The sequence below is a fragment of the Cognatiyoonia sediminum genome (assembly GCF_900129845.1).
GTDB lineage: Bacteria > Pseudomonadota > Alphaproteobacteria > Rhodobacterales > Rhodobacteraceae > Cognatiyoonia > Cognatiyoonia sediminum.
On record NZ_FQXB01000001.1, the window covers coordinates 436,073 to 452,890 of the forward strand.

General features: G+C 56.4%; 21 protein-coding genes. 11 read left to right on the top strand and 10 right to left on the bottom strand.

What is annotated here, in order from left to right; translation table 11 throughout:
- Positions 1-60: 60 nt before the first annotated feature.
- Both BUA85_RS02170 and BUA85_RS02175 read left to right on the top strand, forming a co-directional pair.
- A complete protein-coding gene (locus tag BUA85_RS02170; RefSeq protein WP_072898940.1) occupies positions 61-1,257 on the top strand; it encodes an RSP_2647 family RNA methyltransferase in 1,197 nt (398 codons plus the stop codon).
- Positions 1,254-1,793, top strand: coding sequence for an RSP_2648 family PIN domain-containing protein (locus tag BUA85_RS02175; RefSeq protein ID WP_072898942.1), 540 nt, complete (start codon positions 1,254-1,256; stop codon positions 1,791-1,793). The genes BUA85_RS02170 and BUA85_RS02175 overlap by 4 nt, the downstream gene beginning before the upstream one ends.
- A gap of 237 nt (positions 1,794-2,030) precedes the next feature.
- Here BUA85_RS02175 and mmsB read toward each other — a convergent pair whose 3' ends face one another.
- The 3 genes from mmsB to BUA85_RS02190 are packed head-to-tail and all read right to left on the bottom strand — an operon-like array spanning position 2,031 to position 5,072.
- Entirely contained in the window at positions 2,031-2,900 is an 870-nt protein-coding gene (mmsB, locus tag BUA85_RS02180) for a 3-hydroxyisobutyrate dehydrogenase (RefSeq protein ID WP_072898944.1), read from the bottom strand.
- A gap of 1 nt (position 2,901) precedes the next feature.
- Positions 2,902-3,936 carry an enoyl-CoA hydratase/isomerase family protein gene (locus BUA85_RS02185; RefSeq protein ID WP_072898946.1) on the bottom strand — a complete coding sequence of 345 codons (1,035 nt, stop codon included), beginning with the start codon at positions 3,934-3,936 and terminating at the stop codon, positions 2,902-2,904.
- Positions 3,933-5,072: an acyl-CoA dehydrogenase family protein gene (locus BUA85_RS02190; RefSeq protein ID WP_072898948.1), complete on the bottom strand. Its 1,140-nt coding sequence runs from the start codon at positions 5,070-5,072 to the stop codon at positions 3,933-3,935. The genes BUA85_RS02185 and BUA85_RS02190 overlap by 4 nt, the downstream gene beginning before the upstream one ends.
- Positions 5,073-5,366: 294 nt before the next feature.
- Between BUA85_RS02190 and BUA85_RS02195 the strand changes: the two genes are divergently transcribed.
- Together BUA85_RS02195 and BUA85_RS02200 are read left to right on the top strand one after the other, a co-directional pair.
- A complete protein-coding gene (locus BUA85_RS02195; RefSeq protein WP_072898949.1) occupies positions 5,367-5,600 on the top strand; it encodes a hypothetical protein in 234 nt (77 codons plus the stop codon).
- 104 nt (positions 5,601-5,704) lie between these two features.
- Positions 5,705-6,052, top strand: a complete 348-nt coding sequence (locus BUA85_RS02200) for a VPLPA-CTERM sorting domain-containing protein (protein ID WP_072898951.1) — start codon at positions 5,705-5,707, stop codon at positions 6,050-6,052.
- A 57-nt stretch (positions 6,053-6,109) separates the two neighbouring features.
- Here the strand turns inward: BUA85_RS02200 and BUA85_RS02205 are convergent, their stop codons facing one another.
- A complete protein-coding gene (locus BUA85_RS02205; RefSeq protein ID WP_072898953.1) occupies positions 6,110-7,609 on the bottom strand; it encodes a CoA-acylating methylmalonate-semialdehyde dehydrogenase in 1,500 nt (499 codons plus the stop codon).
- 99 nt (positions 7,610-7,708) lie between these two features.
- On the opposite strand from BUA85_RS02205, the gene BUA85_RS02210 reads away from it, so the two are divergent.
- The 3 genes from BUA85_RS02210 (at position 7,709) to coaD (ending at position 9,669) form a co-directional block, all read left to right on the top strand.
- Positions 7,709-8,587 carry a LysR family transcriptional regulator gene (locus BUA85_RS02210; protein WP_072898954.1) on the top strand — a complete coding sequence of 293 codons (879 nt, stop codon included), beginning with the start codon at positions 7,709-7,711 and terminating at the stop codon, positions 8,585-8,587.
- 67 nt (positions 8,588-8,654) lie between these two features.
- Positions 8,655-9,089, top strand: a complete 435-nt coding sequence (locus tag BUA85_RS02215) for a CBS domain-containing protein (RefSeq protein WP_072898956.1) — start codon at positions 8,655-8,657, stop codon at positions 9,087-9,089.
- Positions 9,090-9,174: 85 nt separating this feature from the next.
- Positions 9,175-9,669, top strand: coding sequence for a pantetheine-phosphate adenylyltransferase (gene coaD / locus BUA85_RS02220; protein WP_072898958.1), 495 nt, complete (start codon positions 9,175-9,177; stop codon positions 9,667-9,669).
- Here the strand turns inward: coaD and BUA85_RS16725 are convergent.
- Complete coding sequence (locus BUA85_RS16725; protein ID WP_165611572.1) at positions 9,666-9,824, bottom strand: hypothetical protein; 159 nt, start codon at positions 9,822-9,824, stop codon at positions 9,666-9,668. The two genes, coaD and BUA85_RS16725, sit on opposite strands and share 4 nt — an antisense overlap.
- A 207-nt stretch (positions 9,825-10,031) precedes the next feature.
- On the bottom strand, positions 10,032-11,033 hold the full coding sequence (gene gap, locus BUA85_RS02225; protein ID WP_072898960.1) for a type I glyceraldehyde-3-phosphate dehydrogenase: 1,002 nt from the start codon (positions 11,031-11,033) through the stop codon (positions 10,032-10,034).
- A gap of 40 nt (positions 11,034-11,073) precedes the next feature.
- On the opposite strand from gap (BUA85_RS02225), the gene BUA85_RS16730 reads away from it, so the two are divergent.
- Positions 11,074-11,328, top strand: coding sequence for a hypothetical protein (locus BUA85_RS16730; protein ID WP_165611573.1), 255 nt, complete (start codon positions 11,074-11,076; stop codon positions 11,326-11,328).
- On the opposite strand, the gene gap (BUA85_RS02230) is transcribed toward BUA85_RS16730, so the two are convergent.
- Both gap (BUA85_RS02230) and tkt read right to left on the bottom strand, forming a co-directional pair.
- Entirely contained in the window at positions 11,321-12,322 is a 1,002-nt protein-coding gene (gene gap, locus BUA85_RS02230) for a type I glyceraldehyde-3-phosphate dehydrogenase (RefSeq protein WP_072898962.1), read from the bottom strand. The two genes, BUA85_RS16730 and gap (BUA85_RS02230), sit on opposite strands and share 8 nt — an antisense overlap.
- Before the next feature lie 253 nt (positions 12,323-12,575).
- Positions 12,576-14,594 (bottom strand): transketolase, encoded by a 2,019-nt coding sequence (gene tkt, locus BUA85_RS02235; RefSeq protein ID WP_072898964.1) that lies wholly within the window; start codon positions 14,592-14,594, stop codon positions 12,576-12,578.
- Positions 14,595-14,824: 230 nt separating this feature from the next.
- On the opposite strand from tkt, the gene BUA85_RS02240 reads away from it, so the two are divergent.
- From BUA85_RS02240 to BUA85_RS02250, 3 genes are read left to right on the top strand one after another with little or no spacing between them, the layout of a single operon-like run.
- On the top strand, positions 14,825-15,289 hold the full coding sequence (locus BUA85_RS02240; RefSeq protein ID WP_072898966.1) for a hypothetical protein: 465 nt from the start codon (positions 14,825-14,827) through the stop codon (positions 15,287-15,289).
- Between the two features lies 1 nt (position 15,290).
- A complete protein-coding gene (locus tag BUA85_RS02245) occupies positions 15,291-15,674 on the top strand; it encodes a cell division protein ZapA (protein ID WP_072898968.1) in 384 nt (127 codons plus the stop codon).
- Positions 15,675-15,702: 28 nt separating this feature from the next.
- On the top strand, positions 15,703-15,972 hold the full coding sequence (locus BUA85_RS02250; protein WP_072898970.1) for a hypothetical protein: 270 nt from the start codon (positions 15,703-15,705) through the stop codon (positions 15,970-15,972).
- A 234-nt stretch (positions 15,973-16,206) separates the two neighbouring features.
- Here the strand turns inward: BUA85_RS02250 and grxD are convergent, their stop codons facing one another.
- Positions 16,207-16,566, bottom strand: a complete 360-nt coding sequence (gene grxD, locus BUA85_RS02255) for a Grx4 family monothiol glutaredoxin (RefSeq protein ID WP_072898972.1) — start codon at positions 16,564-16,566, stop codon at positions 16,207-16,209.
- Positions 16,563-16,817, bottom strand: coding sequence for a hypothetical protein (locus tag BUA85_RS02260; protein ID WP_083526162.1), 255 nt, complete (start codon positions 16,815-16,817; stop codon positions 16,563-16,565). Before BUA85_RS02260 ends, grxD begins: the two co-directional genes overlap by 4 nt.
- Between the last annotated feature and the right edge of the window lies 1 nt (position 16,818).

The following is a 16,818-nucleotide window of genomic DNA, read 5'->3' on the forward strand; positions in this document are numbered from 1 at the left end:
CGCTAACAATAACTGACTTAACGGCTTCCCCCTGTGGCGGTTTGCCGCTAGGAGAGGCGCATGACTGATACCTCTCTTCCCGTCGTACGTATGCTGCCGAAGGGCAATGCGCTTGCCATTCGCCATGGGTTTCCTTGGGTTTATGCCAATGAATTGGTTCTGGATCGCCGGACCAAAAAGCTGCCGGCCGGATCATTGGCGGTGTTGCAGGATGCGGAGCGCAAGCCGCTTGGCGTTGTCGCGTTTAACGCCAATTCCAAGATCACCTGTCGGATGCTGGATCGTTCGCCTGACGCGGTAATTGATGGGGCTTGGTTTGACGGGAAGCTGAAAGCCGCCTTGGCCCATCGCGAAACGCTCTTTGACGCGCCGTTTTATCGGCTGGTTCACGCAGAGGCGGATGGGCTGCCGGGGGTGATCATTGACAGGTTCGGGGATGTTGCCGTGGTGCAACCCAACACGGCTTGGGCGGACAGGTTGATTGAGGCACTGTTGCATGCGCTGATGCGTGTCACGGGTGTCTCAACAGTGATCGTCAACGGCACGGGACGTACCCGTGCTTTGGAAGGGTTGGACGACCGGACGGAGGTGGCGAGGGGGGCGGCACCTGCGGGGCCTATCGCCGTGCCGATGAATGGTGCTGTCTATATGGCCGATGTGCTGGGCGGTCAGAAGACCGGACTGTTCTATGACCAACGTCCGAACCATGCTTTTGCGGCGCGGCTGTCGAAAGGCGCGCGGGTGTTGGATGTGTTCAGCCATGTCGGCGGGTTTGGCTTGGCGACGCTGGCGGGCGGTGCGACGTCAGCTTTGGCTGTTGATGGATCAGCCGACGCATTGGCCTTGGCGGAACAAGGGGCAGGGCAGATGGGCGTCGCTGACCGCTTTGCCACACGAAAGGGGGATGCCTTTTCGGTCTTGGAAGACCTTGCGAAAGACAAAGAGCTGTTCGACGTGGTGATCTGTGATCCGCCCGCCTTTGCACCCTCAAAAAAGGCTTTGGAGGCAGGGTTGCGGGCGTATGAACGGGTGGCGCGATTGGCGGCTCCTTTGGTGAAACCTGGCGGCTATTTGGGCCTGTGTTCGTGCAGTCATGCAGCCGATCTGACAAAGTTCCGCAACGCCTCTGCCCGGGGGATCGGGCGGGCGCGGCGCCGTGGCCAGATCGTGCACACGGGCTTTGCGGGGCCCGATCACCCGCTGATGCCGCATCTGGCCGAAAGCGGCTATCTGAAGGCCTTGTTCTTCCGCCTATGAGGGTGTTGCTCGACGCCTGCGTTTTGTACCCGACCGTGATGCGAGAGGTCGTGCTTGGTTGCGCCAAGGCAGGCTTGTTTGAGGTGCGGTGGTCTGAGCGTATTTTGGAAGAATGGGCGCGGGCGACGGTTAAGCTGGGGCCAGAAGCGGAAGTCTTTGCGCGTGGTGAGATCGCTGTGCTGGGCGCGCAGTTTCCGGATGCGATTGTGCCGGTACATGAGGGGCTGGAGCAACGGCTGTGGTTGCCGGACCCGAATGATGTGCATGTGCTGGCCTCTGCTGTTGCGGGGTCGTGCGATGCGATCATGACGGTCAATGCGAAGGATTTTCCACGGAACGTTTTGGCTGAGGAAGGGGTGTCGCGAGTTGATCCCGATAACTTTCTCATCGGGTTCTTTGCAGTTCACGAGCCGGTCGTGCAGGGTGTTTGTGATCAGGTTCTAGTTCAAGCGCGTGTAATGTCGGGCGACGATTTGACCATGCGCAAGCTGATGAAGAAGGCGCGGTTGCCGAGGCTTGGCAAAGCGTTGGGATAGGGCGCAACAGAAGGGTCGAGCCCAGCACCGAAGGCGGGTGTTTAATTGGCGGTCGTTTGCTATCCGAATTGTCGTAGGTGCGTATCGAAAGGGAGCAATTTCGCGCCCGCCCTGGAGGGCGGGGCTGGGCGCGAACCGGATCGCGGGGCGATCCGGGGTCTATTTGATATGTCACCCTGTATGTACAGCTTATGCACGCCGTGTGTACGCACGGTGTACACGCAAAATAACGGTTTTTTACCCACGCCCGCGCTTTTCGAACCGCGGCAGCATGGCGGAAAAATCCTGCCCCATTCCGTCTTCATCCTCGACAAATTGCGCATAAAGATCGGTCGCCGCTTGGCCCATGGGCGTGTCGGCATCCACGGCCTCTGCCGCCATCTGGCTGAGGTTGAGATCTTTCAACATCAACTCTGCTGCGAAACCGGGTTTGTATCCGTTGTCCGCTGGAGATTGCGGGCCTACGCCGGGGGCAGGGCAATAAGTGTTCATCGTCCAGCTATAGCCGGATGAGGTGCTGACCACATCGAACATCGCCTGCCGATCAAGGCCGAGTTTGTCGGCCAGATTGAACGCCTCACAGGTGCCGATCATGGTGATGCCGAGGATCATGTTGTTGCAAATCTTTGCCGCCTGACCATTGCCCGCATCGCCACAATGCACGGCCTTTTGCCCCATGATGTCGAACAAGGGCCGGACGGTTTCAAAGGCGTCTGTCGGGCCGCCAGCCATGAACGTCAGCGTGCCGGCCTGTGCGCCTCCGATGCCGCCAGAGACAGGGGCATCAACGGCAGAAAGGTCAGCGTTTTGAGCGGCTTGTGCGACGTCCCTCGCACTTTGCACGTCGACGGTGGAGCAATCGAGATGCACGGCTCCGGCTTTCATCGCGGGGTGAATCTCGGAGGCCACGGCGCGCAAGATATCGCCATTGGGCAGCATTGTGATAACGACGTCAGCGCCTTCCGCCGCAGCGGCGGAGGTTGCGGCCATGTCCAACCCATCGGGGCTCGCCACAGTGTCGAACCCCACGACCTCATGACCCGCTGCCTGCAAATTCGCAGCCATCGGTGCGCCCATGTTGCCCAGCCCAATAAATCCGATCTTCATGTCAGTCCTCCCACTGCAATGCGTCTTTGCCCAGCGGCATTGTCATTTTTAATACATCCGCGCCGGTAACAGCCTCCCAACTGTCATGCACCCATTTTGGGTTGCGGTCGCGGTCGATGATCGCGGCACGGATGCCTTCGATAAAGTCACCCTGCTCGACAGAGCGATAGGTGTAGCGAAACTCCTGATCCAGCGCAAAGCGGATGTCTTGCCGCGCGCGTACACGGTGGATCGCTTCAACGGCGACGGCCATGGCGAGCGGTGCGTTGTGGCCAATCGCCTTCATTGCTTGGGCCAAATGGCCTTCAGGGGCCTCCGGCATGGCCCGCATAATGTCGCCCAAGGTTTCGCCGCCGAAGACGGCATCGATGTCGGCTTGAGCGGCTTTGAGTGGGCTATCGGGGGCGGGTTTAGCAGCGGCATCGACGCGGGACACATCGCCCGTCGCGATCAACTCGGCTTTGAGCGCGTCCCAGTCTTCGAAGGGTAAGAAATAATCCGCAAACTCCGCATAGATCGCGTCGCCTGCGCCCATCCGGTGACCGGTGACGCCTAAGAATTCGCCCAAACGCCCCGGTGCGCGGGCCAAAAGGAGTGTGCCGCCGACATCCGGCAAAAGACCGATGGTTGCTTCTGGCATGGCGATTTGGCTGTTGTCGCAGACGATCCGGTGCGACCCGTGACAGCCGACGCCAACACCGCCGCCCATGGTGAAGCCTTGCAGGAAGGTCACGACAGGCTTGGGAAACTCAAACATCTTGGCGTTCATGCGATATTCGTCGCACCAGAAGGTGCGGCCATAGTCCAGATCGCCGTGCTGGCCGCTTTTGTACATATCGGCGATGTCGCCACCGGCGCAAAACGCGCGGTCGCCCACGCCGTCGATGATCAGCAAGTCGATATCGGCTTCGCGCCAATCGTCGAGCGCGGCTTCGATATCTAGGCACATTTGATAGGTCAGGGCGTTTAGCGCCTCTGGCCGCTGCAGGGTAATCCGGCCTGCGCGGCCTTCGATACGGATGGAGATGTCGCTCATGGTTTGATCATATCTCGAGAGACGATCATGCGCATGATCTCATTTGTGCCTTCAAGGATTTGATGCACGCGCAAGTCCCTCACGATTTTCTCGATCCCGTAGTCGGCAAGATAGCCATAGCCGCCGTGGAGTTGCAGGCATTGATCGGCCACCTCGCTGCCGGTTTCCGTGACCAGTTTCTTCGCCATAGCGCAGAATTTTGTGGCGTCGGGTGCGCCTGTGTCCAACTTCCACGCTGCCTGCCGCAAGAAGGTGCGGGCGGATTGTAGGGCAATCTCCATGTCGGCGAGCCGGAACTGTAACGCTTGGAATTGATTAATGGATTTCCCGAAGGCTTTACGCTCCGCCATATAGGCCACGGTGTGATCCAGCGCCGCTTGGGCAGCACCTAGGGAACAAGCTGCGATGTTCAAACGCCCCCCGTCGAGACCTTGCATCGCGTAGGTGAACCCTTTGCCTTCTTCGCCCAACAGGTTCGTCGCAGGGACCGAGCACCCATCGAGTTGTACTTGACGAGTTGGTTGCGACCGCCAACCCATTTTAACCTCAAGCCCGCCAAAGCTGAGGCCTTCAGCTCCGTCCTCGACCAATAGGGCGCTGATGCCTTTGGGGCCTGTGTCCCCCGTGCGGGCCATAACGATGTAGGCGTCGGAATAGCCGCCGCCGGAGATGAATGCCTTGGTGCCGTTGAGGGTGTATCCAGCGTTTGTGCGCTCTGCTTTGGTTTTCAGGGCTGCCGCATCCGATCCGCTGCCCGGTTCGGTGAGGCAGTAGGAAAGGAAGGTTTCCATGGTTAGCGCCTTGGGCAGGATGCGCGATTTCATCTCGTCAGACCCGTAGGCGTCAATCATTCGCGCGCACATGTTGTGGATCGACAGAAACGCCGCGACCGAGGCGCAGGAGTGTGACAGGGCTTCAAACACAAGCGTCGCGTCGAGGCGGGTCAGACCCGATCCACCGCTGTCTTCGGAGACATAGAGGCCGCCAAACCCGAGTTCAGCCAGTCTGGGCCACAGGTCTTTAGGTATCTCACCCGCCTTGTCCCAGTCTTGAGCGAAGGGTGCGATGTTCTCTTGTCCGAAGGAGAAGGCCATATCGAAGATGGCTGACTGTTCTTCGGTTAGCGAAAAGTCCATGGTTTGCGGCCCTCCCAAGAAATGAACATGTGTTCATTAAATGCAGGATAGCTGGGAAATGGAAGTCAAAATTTGCCTATTCCTATAGTTTTCTTGCGAAATCTCGTTGTTTCGTATGTCGATAATCAAACAACCATGTCCCGCCGTTTCGTTTCTGATTTGGAAACAGTTTGTATCCTATTTTGACCAGAAAAGAATTGTGGCAAAATCTTGCCGATCATATGAAGTTTCCGTGGCGTAATGTTTGCGCAATGAGTGGCCGACCATTTGTCGGTTTTGTTTGGAGTAAAGAAAATGAAAATAATTTTGGGCGCTGGTTTGGCGCTGGCTTTGACAGCGGGTGCTGCACATGCTGTTTCATTAACCTATGATTTTTCGGGCTATAGTAGTGTCTGGTCTGATCAGTTGACGTTCTCGTCGACAACGGGCCAAGGTCCGGATGTGACCGTTACCGCGACGGACTACTATCGAGACACTGGAGTAATTCAAGATCGGCAGCATGGATTGCAAGCTTCGGTGGAGGACTAGGGATTTGTTCAGGTAGCCGAGTCGGCAACATCTACGATCCAAACGACGGCCTATCATATGGGTGTAGCGAACGTCATGTCGTAGACGGTGTTGGTTATGATGAGATGGCGTTGTTCGACTTTGGCGAAAGTGTCTTTCTAGAGGAGATCAGATTTTCGTTTGCAACTGATGGGCAAGATCAATTCGACTTCCGAGTATACGAACCTACTATCGGTTTCTTCTTTGACGACGTTGATCCTGTCAACAACGTCTACACCCTAAACACGCCTCGTAGAGGTTCGGTTTTTGGAATTGGCGCAACGCGAGGCGCAGATTTCAAAATCTTGAGCCTTACAGTGGACGCGACTTTGCGAACCGGCGAACCCCCAGCAGTTCCACTGCCAGCATCCTCGCTTCTGCTTCTCGCAGGTCTTGGTGGACTGGGCGTGATGCGCAAGAAGAAGAGCGTTTAACATCTTTCGATGAACTTAAGAAAAGGCCGCGGACTGTGAACTCCGCGGCCTTTTTGTTTATTCCATCACTGGAATGGAGAATTCTCCGCCTTCCTTGATGCCCGATGGCCAGCGAGAGGTGACGGTTTTTGTTCGTGTGTAGAACTTAAACGCGTCCGGTCCGTGCTGGTTTAGATCGCCAAAGACGGATTTCTTCCAACCACCGAACGTATGATAGGCCAGCGGCACAGGGATCGGAACGTTCACTCCGACCATGCCGATGTTGATGCGGTTGGCAAAGTCGCGTGCGGTGTCGCCGTCTCGGGTGAAGATCGCGGTGCCGTTGCCATATTCGTGGTCCATGGCGAGGCCGATGGCTTCTTCGTAACTTTGAGCGCGAACGGTGGAGAGAACAGGGCCGAAGATTTCGGTTTTGTAGATGTCCATATCCTTGGTCACGTTGTCGAAGAGGTGCGCGCCGACAAAGAACCCGTCTTCGTAGCCTTGCAAGCTGAAGTCGCGGCCGTCGACGACGAGTTTTGCACCTTGGTCGATGCCGGTTTGCACCAAACGTTCGATGTTGGCTTTTGCGGCACCCGTCACGACGGGGCCATAGTCGACATCATTGCCAGCTGTGTAAGGGCCGACTTTGAGCGCTTCGACACGTGGAACCAGTTTTTCGATCAAGCGGTCGGCAGTTTCGTCACCCACTGGAACAGCCACAGAGATCGCCATGCAGCGTTCGCCCGCCGCGCCGTATCCTGCGCCAACCAGCGCGTCAGCGGCTTGGTCCATGTCAGCGTCGGGCATGATGATCATGTGGTTTTTGGCACCGCCAAAGCACTGCACGCGCTTTCCTTGGGCGCAGCCAGTGCCATAGATGTATTCGGCGATTGGGGTGGACCCAACGAAGCCGACAGACTGGATCGTGTCGTTGTTGAGGATCGCGTCCACCGCTTCCTTATCGCCGTTCACGACTTGCAGCACGCCTTTGGGCAGGCCTGCTTCTTCCATCAGCTCGGCCAGCATCAGCGGCACGGAAGGGTCACGCTCCGACGGCTTGAGGATGAAGCTGTTGCCGCAGACGATGGCAGGTGCGAACATCCACATCGGGATCATAGCAGGGAAGTTAAACGGGGTGATGCCAGCGGTCACACCCAGCGGCTGTTTCATCGAATACATGTCGATACCGGGGCCTGCGCTGTCGGTAAATTCGCCTTTCAACATATGAGGCGCACCGATGCAGTATTCGACAACCTCTAGCCCGCGTTGCACGTCGCCTGCCGCATCAGGCAGGGTCTTGCCGTGTTCGCGGCTGAGTGCCTCGGCGAGTTTGTCCATGTCGCGCTGTAGAAGAGCGACGAATTTCATCATCACGCGGGCGCGGCGTTGTGGATTCACGGCGGCCCAAGCGGGTTGCGCGGAAGCGGCAACCGCAACGGCCAGTTCCATTTCTTGGGTGCTGGCAAGCGGGACTTTTGCCTGCACTTCGCCAGTTGCAGGGTTAAATACATCTGCAAAACGGCCGGACGTGCCTTTGACGTGTTCGCCGTTGATGTAGTGGGTGAGTTCTTGCATCGGAGTCCTCCTAAAACCTTGGTAGCATCTTAGTCTTGCGTTTTTGCTGGTAAAAGCCTCAATATGGCAAATTCATTTTGCAAAAATGTAGGGTTTAGGATGTTCAATTGGGATGACATGCGTGTCTTTTTAGGTGTCGCGCGGGAGGAAAGCCTGTCGTCGGCAGCTCCACGGTTGCGGATGGATCCAGCAACCCTGAGCCGCCGCATTGCCCGGCTAGAGGCGGAATTGGGGCAGGTGCTGTTTGTGAAATCCCCCCAAGGCTACAGGCTAACGGATTTTGGTAAGCGCTTGATGAAGGAGGCTGCCGATGCGGAGGCCGCGTTCCTAAGGGCGGCGGATGTCTCAACCGACAATAGTGTTGGCTTGTCCGGGCAAATTCGGATCGGCGCGCCGGACGGTTGTGCCAGCTTTCTGCTGCCGCAGGTCTGTGCCGCGATTCAGGCGGATAACCCCGAATTGGAAATTCAAATCCTGTCCTTGCCGCGCATTGTGAACCTGTCTCAGCGGGAAGCAGACATGGCGATCACCGTGAGCCCGCCGGAGACGGGGCGCTACACTGTGCGGAAAATCACCGACTATCAATTGCACCTAGCCATGCGGTCCGATCAACCGGAGCCGCAGTCATTGGAAGAGGTTAGAGGTGTGCCGGTGGTAGGATATATTCAGGATATGATATTCGATAAGGAACTGGATTATCTTGATGCACTCCATGCGCCTGAGGTGCGGTTGACGTCCAATTCCGTCTCGGTTCAGATGCAGTTGTTGAAGCAATCCAATGGTATAGGCTTTGTCCATGACTTTGCTTTGCCAGCTTTCCCTGATTTGCGACGCGTGTTGGACGACCAGATTTCGCTTCGGCGATCTTACTATCTTGTGCGCCATACGTCCGACCGTCAGTCAGAAAGGTTGCAAGCCTTTGCTGAGGCTTTGACTTCAGGTTTGCAGGCGGAGGTTGCGCGATTGGAGGGTTTGTAACCTTGACAGATGTGGGACGCCCGCGTCACCCTGAGTTGTACAGCCACAAAATATAGGGAGGGCTGACATGCTCGTTCAACAAATTCTTTCCTCGAAAGCCACCCAAGGTGTTCTGTCCATTGGCCCAGATGCGCCGGTGTCGGAGGCCGCCAATTTATTATCGAACAATCGGATCGGGACGGTTGTTGTCTCGTCAGATGGACACACGCTCGAAGGGATCCTCTCTGAGCGCGATATTGTCCGCGAATTGGGTAAGCGAGGGGCAGGGTGTTTGAATGATCCGGTGTCGGATCTGATGACCAAGAAGATCGTCACCTGCACCACGGCAGACACAGCAGATGCGGTGTTGGAGATGATGACAAACGGCCGGTTCCGGCATCTTCCCGTAGTGGACGGGGACAATATGATTGGACTTATTTCCATCGGCGATGTGGTCAAAGCGCGGTTGGCCGAATTATCTATGGAAAAGGATGCCTTAGAAGGCATGATTATGGGGCACTGACGCAAAGTAGCGTTCTGCAAATGCCTTGCATTTCGTGCTGCAATATTGTTGCGTGCGCGAAAGGGAACTAGCTTGAGGGTCCGCGATGCGCACTGGCCTCTATCCTGGGACGTTTGATCCCATTCATCATGGACATATCGATATTATTCGGCGCGGTTGTTCACTAGTGGATCGCTTGGTGATCGGCGTTGCAATCAATCGAGACAAGGGGCCGATGTTTTCCCTCGAAGAACGGGTCGCGATGATCGAGGCCGAGGTGGGGCCGGTTGCGACAGAAACCGGCTGCGAGATCGTCGTGCATCCGTTTGAAAACCTGTTGATCGATTGTGCCCGTGATGTGGGCGCGAGCGTTATTGTGCGCGGTTTACGCGCGGTTGCAGATTTTGAGTATGAATTCCAGATGGTTGGAATGAACCGGTCGCTTGATAACAGTATCGAGACCGTGTTCCTGATGGCGGATGCGAAGAACCAAGCCATCGCATCCAAGCTTGTCAAAGAGATCGCGCGCCTTGGCGGGGACGTCAGCAAATTCGTGACGCCCGCTGTGAGAGAGGCGTTGGTCGAGCGGGTGAGCGCTTAACCGTAGACCGCTTTAGACGCGATTTTGGCGGCGTCGCCACGGTAGATGTCGAGATCAAGTGCAACGTCGATCGACATGGATTCAAGTTCAGATTTTGTGCGCAGGTAAGCCACGCGCTTTTGAACGGCTTGGGATACAGATTTCAGGACTGACATGTGCGGGCTCCTTTTAGATGTTGGCGTTATCAGTTGTCTTGCTTGCAGATTTAGCGATGCTGCGGTGCAGCACAAGCGACAGAAGTGAAAAGCCTCTTTGCACGGGGTGCATGACACCGGTTGCAAATGCTGAAATTTTCAACACTCTGATTTCAAACAAAAAAGGCCGCCTAAATGGGCGGCCTTTTGGTTAAAATTTAGTTTGGCTCAGATCAGCTTGCCCATAGCAACGGCCGTGTCTGCCATGCGGTTGGAGAAACCCCATTCGTTGTCGTACCAGCTGAGGATACGGACCATGTTGTCGTCCAAAACCTTGGTTTGATCGAGGTGGAAGATCGACGAATGCGGGTCATGGTTGAAGTCAGAGCTGACCATCGGCAGGTCTGTATAGCCAAGGACACCTTTGAGCGGGCCATCTGCGGCAGCGATGATCGCTGCGTTGATTTCTTCGACTGTTGTTGCGCGAGAGGCTTCGAAGGTGAGGTCGACAACAGAGACGTTTGGCGTTGGCACGCGGATCGCCACACCATCGAGTTTGCCGTTGAGTTCAGGAAGCACCAAGCCAACGGCCTTTGCGGCGCCGGTAGATGTCGGGATCATCGACAAGGCTGCGGCACGGGCACGATAAAGGTCTTTGTGCATCGTATCGAGCGTCGGCTGGTCACCTGTATAGCTGTGGATCGTTGTCATGAAGCCCTTTGTGATGCCGACGGCGTCGTTCAGGACTTTGGCGACTGGGGACAAGCAGTTTGTGGTGCAAGACGCGTTGGAGACGACGATATCGTCGCTTGTCAGCGTGCCATCATTGACACCGTAAACGATGGTCTTGTCGGCGTTCTTACCAGGAGCGGAGATCAACACGCGGCTGGAGCCATTTTCGAGGTGCGGTTGGCAGGCTTCCTTGCTGGTGAAAATACCTGTGCACTCCATCACCACGTCAACATGGGACCACGGCAAATCAGCAGGGTTGCGGATAGCGGTCACTTCGATGGGGCCGCGACCTACGTCGATGGTAGTTTCGGTGGTTTTGACCTCAGCAGGGAAGCGACCATGAACAGAGTCAAACCGCAGCAAGTGCGCGTTGGTTTCCACAGGTCCTAGATCGTTGATTGCAACGACTTCGATGTCTGTTCTTCCGCTTTCGATGATCGCGCGAAGTACGTTTCTGCCGATGCGGCCGAAGCCGTTGATTGCAACTTTGACTGCCATAATTGGCCCTCCGAATAATCCGCGCCGGGAGTTAGCGCTAATGTTGGCGCTAACATTGCGATTTTGGAGAAAAGGTCAATGCCGTACCGGAAGGGTTTTACCGCCAGAAGGCGACGAAATCGATAAATTCGACGAACTTGCGCATAAAGGCGATGAGGAGTGCCCAATCAAAGAAGAAGTAGTCTACTGCAAAAACGGCAAGCAGGATGCCACCAAACCAGAGGGCAAGCGTATTTGTCATGCCGTTGGTGTAGCGGGCAGTTTCGGTGATGCCCAGCCCAAAACCGTTAGTTGAGGCGACCCATCGCAGAGGCGACGTCGGCCATGCGTGCAGAGAAGCCCCACTCGTTGTCGTACCACGCCAGAACGCGTACGGTACGGCCGCCAACCACTTTGGTTTGATCAGGAGCAAAGATGCTGGATTCGGTTGTATGGTTGAAGTCGATCGAAACCTTGGCTTCTGCGTCGTAACCAAGGACCATACCCATGTAACCGGCAGCGGCTTCGGCGACGATTTCGTTCACGTCGTTCACGGTGACGTCTTTTCCGGCTTCAAAGGTCAGATCAACTGCGCTGACGTTCGGCGTTGGGACGCGCATTGCGGTTCCGTCGAGCTTGCCGCTGAGTTCGGGCAGTACTTCGCCCAAGGCTCTCGCAGCCCCTGTTGAAGTCGGGATCATCGCCATGGCGGCAGCGCGTGCGCGGTATAGATCGTTGTGCCGACGGTCGAGCGTTGGTTGGTCGCCAGTGTAGCTGTGGATGGTCGTCATGATCCCGCGTTCGATGCCAATCGCGTCGTTTAAAACTTTGGCGAGTGGGGCAAGGCAATTGGTGGTGCATGAGCCGTTGGAGATCATCTTTTCGTTCGCCAACATGTCGCGGTGGTTGACGCCGTAAACGACCGTGCGGTCCACGTTGGTGGCGGGGGCGGAGATCAGAACCTTTTTTGCGCCTTGATCAAAGTGAACGCTGGATTTCTGGCCATCGTTGAATTTGCCCGTGCATTCCAGAACGACATCGATGCCATCCCAGTTCAACTCGGTAGGATCGTAAGTCGACATCACCTCAATCGGGCCGCGGCCAAGGTCGAGCGTATTGCCATCGACCCGCACCTCATTCCCGAAACGTCCGTGCACGCTGTCGTATTTCAGTAGGTGCGCGTTGGTTTCGATGGGTCCGGTGGCGTTGATTTTGACGACTTGCACGTCATTGCGTGCCGCTTCGGTGATATGAGCTAGCGTGCAGCGCCCGATCCGGCCGAAGCCGTTGATGCCCAATGTTACCGTCATGACATGCCTTCCGAGTCGTCTTTTCTTGGGTTGGCTATATCAAGGGTGGGTTAATCGACCAACAAGAAATCCTTTATGTATCAGTATGTTACCGTTAACATGAGCGATTTTTTCATGTTAGCGATAACCGTTTGCGCCAACACTTAGGGCCGTTCGATAGCAACTTCGCAGAACTACAGTTGTCGAAAAATTCAAACCCCAAAAATGAAAAGAGCGCTCAGTGAGCGCTCTTTCTTTAGTCGTTTGCAGGATCTTACTTCAGCAGTGCCTTTGCCGCTTCGGATGTGTCTTTCGCCGTGATGCCGAACTTTTCAAAGAGCGTACCAGCTGGCGCGGATGCGCCGAAGCTGTCCATGCCGACAAATGCCGCCTTCTGCTCTCTCCCACGTTCGCCCAACAGCCATTGATCCCAGCCTTGGCGCACGCCCGCTTCAATCGCGACGCGTGCGGGACCACCTGGCAGCACGCGCTTGCGGTAGCTTTCGTCTTGCTCGGCAAACACCTCCATACAAGGCATGGAGACAACCCGTGTGCCGATGCCTTCGGCTTGCAGGATGTCACGGGCCTCCATTGCGACAGACACTTCGGAGCCGGAGGCCATTAGGATGACCTGACGTTTACCCTCGGCATCGGCGAGGACGTAGCCGCCTTGAGCGGAGAGGTTCTTGGCCTTGTGCTCCTTACGCACACAAGGAAGACCCTGACGGGAGAGGGCGAGGACGTGTGGCGTTGTTTTTGCCGTCAGCGCACATTCCCAAGCCTCTGCCGTTTCTACGATGTCGGCAGGGCGGAACACATGGGTGTTTGGTGTGGCGCGCAGCAGGGCGAGGTGTTCGACCGGCTGGTGGGTTGGACCGTCTTCGCCAAGACCGATGGAATCATGTGTCATCACGTAGGTGGTGGGCACTTGCATCAAGGCAGACAGCCGCATGGAACCGCGCGCATAGTCGGTGAAGCACATGAATGTGCCGCCATATGGCCGTGCGCCGCCGTGTAGGACCATGCCGTTCATTGCTGCCGCCATGCCGTGTTCGCGGATGCCGTAATAGATATAGCGCCCGCCGCGGTTTTCAGGCTCAAAGACGCCGAGATCAGCGGTTTTGGTGTTGTTCGATCCTGTGAGGTCGGCAGAGCCACCGATGGTTTCTTTCATGATCGGGTTCACAACGCCAAGCACTTTTTCGGAAGCCGCACGGGTGGCGAGCTTTGGCGCCTCTTCCGCCATCTGCTTTTTGAAGGCACGGATGGCAGAGGCGAGCTTCTTGGGAGCTTCCAACGCATAGGCGCGGTTGAATTCGGCTTGTTTGGTGCCGGACAGTTTGAGGAACCGATCTTGCCATTCGGCGCGGGCCGCTGCGCCGCGTTCGCCCATGGCTTCCCAGCCTGCTTTCACATCAGCAGGGATTTCAAACGGGCCACCTGTCCAGCCATACGCCTCTTTGGCGGCTTTCAACTGGTCTGGGTCGGTCAATGCGCCGTGGCCTTTGGACGTGTCTTGGGCTGCGTGACCTAAAGCGATGTGGGTTTTGCAGGCGACCATCGACGGGCGTGGGTCTTTTTGTGCCGCGATGATGGCTTTGTCGATCGCCTCTGGATCGTGGCCGTCGATCGAGATGACATGCCAGCCGGAGGCTTCGAACCGCATCACTTGGTCGGTCTTGTCCGCGATGTCGACGGTGCCGTCGATGGTGATGTTGTTGTTGTCCCAGAAAACGATCAGGTTGCCGAGTTCATGCTTGCCCGCAAGGCCGATGGCTTCTTGGCTGACGCCCTCCATCAAACAGCCGTCACCTGCGATGACATACGTGCGGTGATTAACGATGTTTTTGCCGTAGCGCGCACGCTGGATTTCTTCGGCAATCGCAAAACCGACGGAATTGGCAATCCCTTGGCCGAGCGGGCCAGTGGTGGTTTCGATGCCAGCGGCGTGGCCATATTCTGGGTGGCCCGCTGTTTTCGCGCCCCACTGGCGGAAATCTTTGAGCTGTTGCAGGTCCATGCCTTCGTACCCGGTAAGGTAGAGCAGGGAATAAAGCAGCATTGAGCCGTGACCGGCGGAAAGGATGAAACGGTCGCGGTCGGGCCAGTTTGCATCCTTTGGATCAAAGCGCAGGTGCTTTTCATAAAGAACGGTGGCAACGTCGGCCATGCCCATCGGCATACCGGAGTGACCTGAGTTTGCGGCGGCCACGGCGTCCAGTGTCAGGGTCCGAATGGCGGCGGCTTTCATCCAGTGATCGGGGTGCGCGGTGCGCAGGGCTGCTATATCCAAGGTCCTCGTCCGTTCTGCTTGGTTTATCTGGTTGAAAGCGTCTTATCAGGCCAGCGCCGCAGTTCAAGGCCGCAAGCTAAGCCATTCATATCAAACGGTTCGATCAATTTGCGAGGGCGTTAAGGATCGCTTAGGCTTTGACCAAGGGGCGCGATTCGGCTTTGCCAGTGATAGGCGAGCGGCGATGCAAACTCACAAAGGGTGAGGTTTGCGTAGATAAGGACAGGCGAATGAGCGAAATAAACGCATTGGAAAGCAGACTGACAGCAGCTTTGGATCGGATCAGGGCCGGTGTCGATGGTTTGGGAGCCGGTGCGGTGGGGGATGCGTCCTCAGCTTTGGAAGCGCAGCTGTCTGAAGAGCGGACGGCAAATGCGCAGCTTGAGGAGCGTGTGAAGGCGCTGAAAGAGCGTCAGGACAATAAGATCGCAGAACTTGAAGCGCGGGTGACGTCTTATCGCAAGCAGATGAGCGACTTGGATGCGGAGCTGCAAAAGCTACGGACATCAAACGCGGATCTGCGCGATATGAATGCCAAGTTGCGGGCTGCGGCGGCGGATGGGATGTCTCAACCAGAGTTGTTGAACCGCGCGTTGATGGCCGAGGTGGACGCGTTAAAGACGCAGCGCAGTGCGGATGCGACGGAGGTGGATGCTATTTTGGCAGAGCTGAAGTCACTGGTGGGGAGCGACTGAGATGGCGCAGGTAGAGATCAAAATCGGTGGCCGGACTTTTGAAGTTGCCTGTCAGGACGGGGAAGAGCATTTCTTGCAGACCGCCGCAGGGATGTTGGATGAAGAAGCGACGCATCTATCGAGCCAGATCGGCCGGATGCCAGAGGCGCGGATGCTGCTGATGGCGGGTCTGATGCTGGCGGATAAGACCGCTGGCTTAGAGGACAAGGTCAAAGAGGCTGCGGATCGAGAGGCGCAATTGCAAGCGCGGATTGATACGCTTGAGAGCCAGCCGCAGGAGACGCGCGAGATTCCTGTGGTGCCGCCCTCGGTGACGGAGACGTTGTCAGAGCTCGCAGCACGGGCTGAGGCGCTGGCGGAAGAGGTTGAGCGGAAGGCGAGGTAGGCGCTTTTTTGGCCTCCGTTATGAATTGATGCAAATTCCCAAACAGGCTGAAGAAATGATTTTCGCGGAGTTCTGCGAGGAATCTGCTGCGATTAGGCTGGAATATGCGATTAAAGCTTATTCAAATGAGAAGCTGACTCGATTGTGTGGCCACGAGATTGTCCTTGATTTTGATTGCGACAAAGGTCTGGTCACGATCAAGGACATGTTCTGCGAAATCGACGATTTTGAAATGAATTGGTCCGAATTCCTTGGACATGTGAGAGCCCAACGAGGCTTAGCTATTGGGTTTTCGTAGCAACGCGGTCGGATTTCGCCTCTAGAGCATGTGGAGCAACAATTAACCGGCACGGAGTCAAGGCGAAGCCGCCGTGCCAACACCTACCCGTCCCGGCGGGCTGGTGTTTTGGGAGCTCAGCGGCATTGAAATTCTGTGGAATGTGCTTGGCGACTATAAAGCGCAACCGAACGAGCTTAGCGACACCATCCCACGGGCAGGTGGTGGCTCGACTCAACGGTCGTTGGCAGACGTCTACGCATTCGCCTCGCGAATTTTGTCCGCTGCTTCCTTATCAAACGCCACGCCGTTTTCTTCCAGCATCGTGTCCAACTCGCCAGACAGGGTCATCTCTGTGATGATGTCGCAACCGCCGACGAATTCGCCCTTCACATAGAGCTGTGGGATTGTCGGCCAGTCGGAATAGTCCTTGATACCTTGGCGGATCTCATCATCGGCAAGCACGTTGATGTCGGAATACTCCACACCCATGAAGTTCAAAACGCCAGCCACGCGGGACGAAAACCCGCATTGCGGCATGGTTTTCGTGCCTTTCATAAACAACACGACGTCGTTGGTGGTGACGATCTCTTTGATCTGATCTTGGGCGCTCATTTGGCGTTATCCGTTCTTTGCTTGGGCACGAAACGTTTGGCATAGGCCTGCGGGTCGCGCGGGATGGTGTATGTTGTGGAATGGCCCGAAAAGCCGGAGCTGTATTCCGCATGAATGGTATGGACGCCTTCGCCAGGTTCAGAGCCTCTGACCGGTTCGTTGCCTTCCTTCTGCACGACAGAAATCGCGCGGCCGATCAATAAGATCAGGATCGCGGAACTGACGAGGAATATGAAGAAACCGGAGCTCACC

What these genes read in the sequence shown, in the direction of transcription:
- gap (WP_072898960.1), bottom strand. Translation starts at nt 11,033, where the DNA reads ATGGCAGTCAAAGTTGCAATCAACGGCTTCGGCCGCATCGGCAGAAAC.
- BUA85_RS02245 (WP_072898968.1), top strand. Translation starts at nt 15,291, where the DNA reads ATGGCGCAGGTAGAGATCAAAATCGGTGGCCGGACTTTTGAAGTTGCC.
- gap (WP_072898962.1), bottom strand. Translation starts at nt 12,322, where the DNA reads ATGACGGTAACATTGGGCATCAACGGCTTCGGCCGGATCGGGCGCTGC.
- BUA85_RS02240 (WP_072898966.1), top strand. Translation starts at nt 14,825, where the DNA reads ATGAGCGAAATAAACGCATTGGAAAGCAGACTGACAGCAGCTTTGGAT.
- BUA85_RS16725 (WP_165611572.1), bottom strand. Translation starts at nt 9,824, where the DNA reads ATGTCAGTCCTGAAATCTGTATCCCAAGCCGTTCAAAAGCGCGTGGCT.
- BUA85_RS02205 (WP_072898953.1), bottom strand. Translation starts at nt 7,609, where the DNA reads ATGCAAGAACTCACCCACTACATCAACGGCGAACACGTCAAAGGCACG.
- BUA85_RS02185 (WP_072898946.1), bottom strand. Translation starts at nt 3,936, where the DNA reads ATGAGCGACATCTCCATCCGTATCGAAGGCCGCGCAGGCCGGATTACC.
- BUA85_RS02175 (WP_072898942.1), top strand. Translation starts at nt 1,254, where the DNA reads ATGAGGGTGTTGCTCGACGCCTGCGTTTTGTACCCGACCGTGATGCGA.
- BUA85_RS02190 (WP_072898948.1), bottom strand. Translation starts at nt 5,072, where the DNA reads ATGGACTTTTCGCTAACCGAAGAACAGTCAGCCATCTTCGATATGGCC.
- mmsB (WP_072898944.1), bottom strand. Translation starts at nt 2,900, where the DNA reads ATGAAGATCGGATTTATTGGGCTGGGCAACATGGGCGCACCGATGGCT.
- BUA85_RS02215 (WP_072898956.1), top strand. Translation starts at nt 8,655, where the DNA reads ATGCTCGTTCAACAAATTCTTTCCTCGAAAGCCACCCAAGGTGTTCTG.
- BUA85_RS02210 (WP_072898954.1), top strand. Translation starts at nt 7,709, where the DNA reads ATGTTCAATTGGGATGACATGCGTGTCTTTTTAGGTGTCGCGCGGGAG.
- coaD (WP_072898958.1), top strand. Translation starts at nt 9,175, where the DNA reads ATGCGCACTGGCCTCTATCCTGGGACGTTTGATCCCATTCATCATGGA.
- BUA85_RS02200 (WP_072898951.1), top strand. Translation starts at nt 5,705, where the DNA reads ATGGCGTTGTTCGACTTTGGCGAAAGTGTCTTTCTAGAGGAGATCAGA.
- BUA85_RS02170 (WP_072898940.1), top strand. Translation starts at nt 61, where the DNA reads ATGACTGATACCTCTCTTCCCGTCGTACGTATGCTGCCGAAGGGCAAT.
- grxD (WP_072898972.1), bottom strand. Translation starts at nt 16,566, where the DNA reads ATGAGCGCCCAAGATCAGATCAAAGAGATCGTCACCACCAACGACGTC.
- BUA85_RS02195 (WP_072898949.1), top strand. Translation starts at nt 5,367, where the DNA reads ATGAAAATAATTTTGGGCGCTGGTTTGGCGCTGGCTTTGACAGCGGGT.
- BUA85_RS16730 (WP_165611573.1), top strand. Translation starts at nt 11,074, where the DNA reads ATGTTGGCGCTAACATTGCGATTTTGGAGAAAAGGTCAATGCCGTACC.
- BUA85_RS02250 (WP_072898970.1), top strand. Translation starts at nt 15,703, where the DNA reads ATGCAAATTCCCAAACAGGCTGAAGAAATGATTTTCGCGGAGTTCTGC.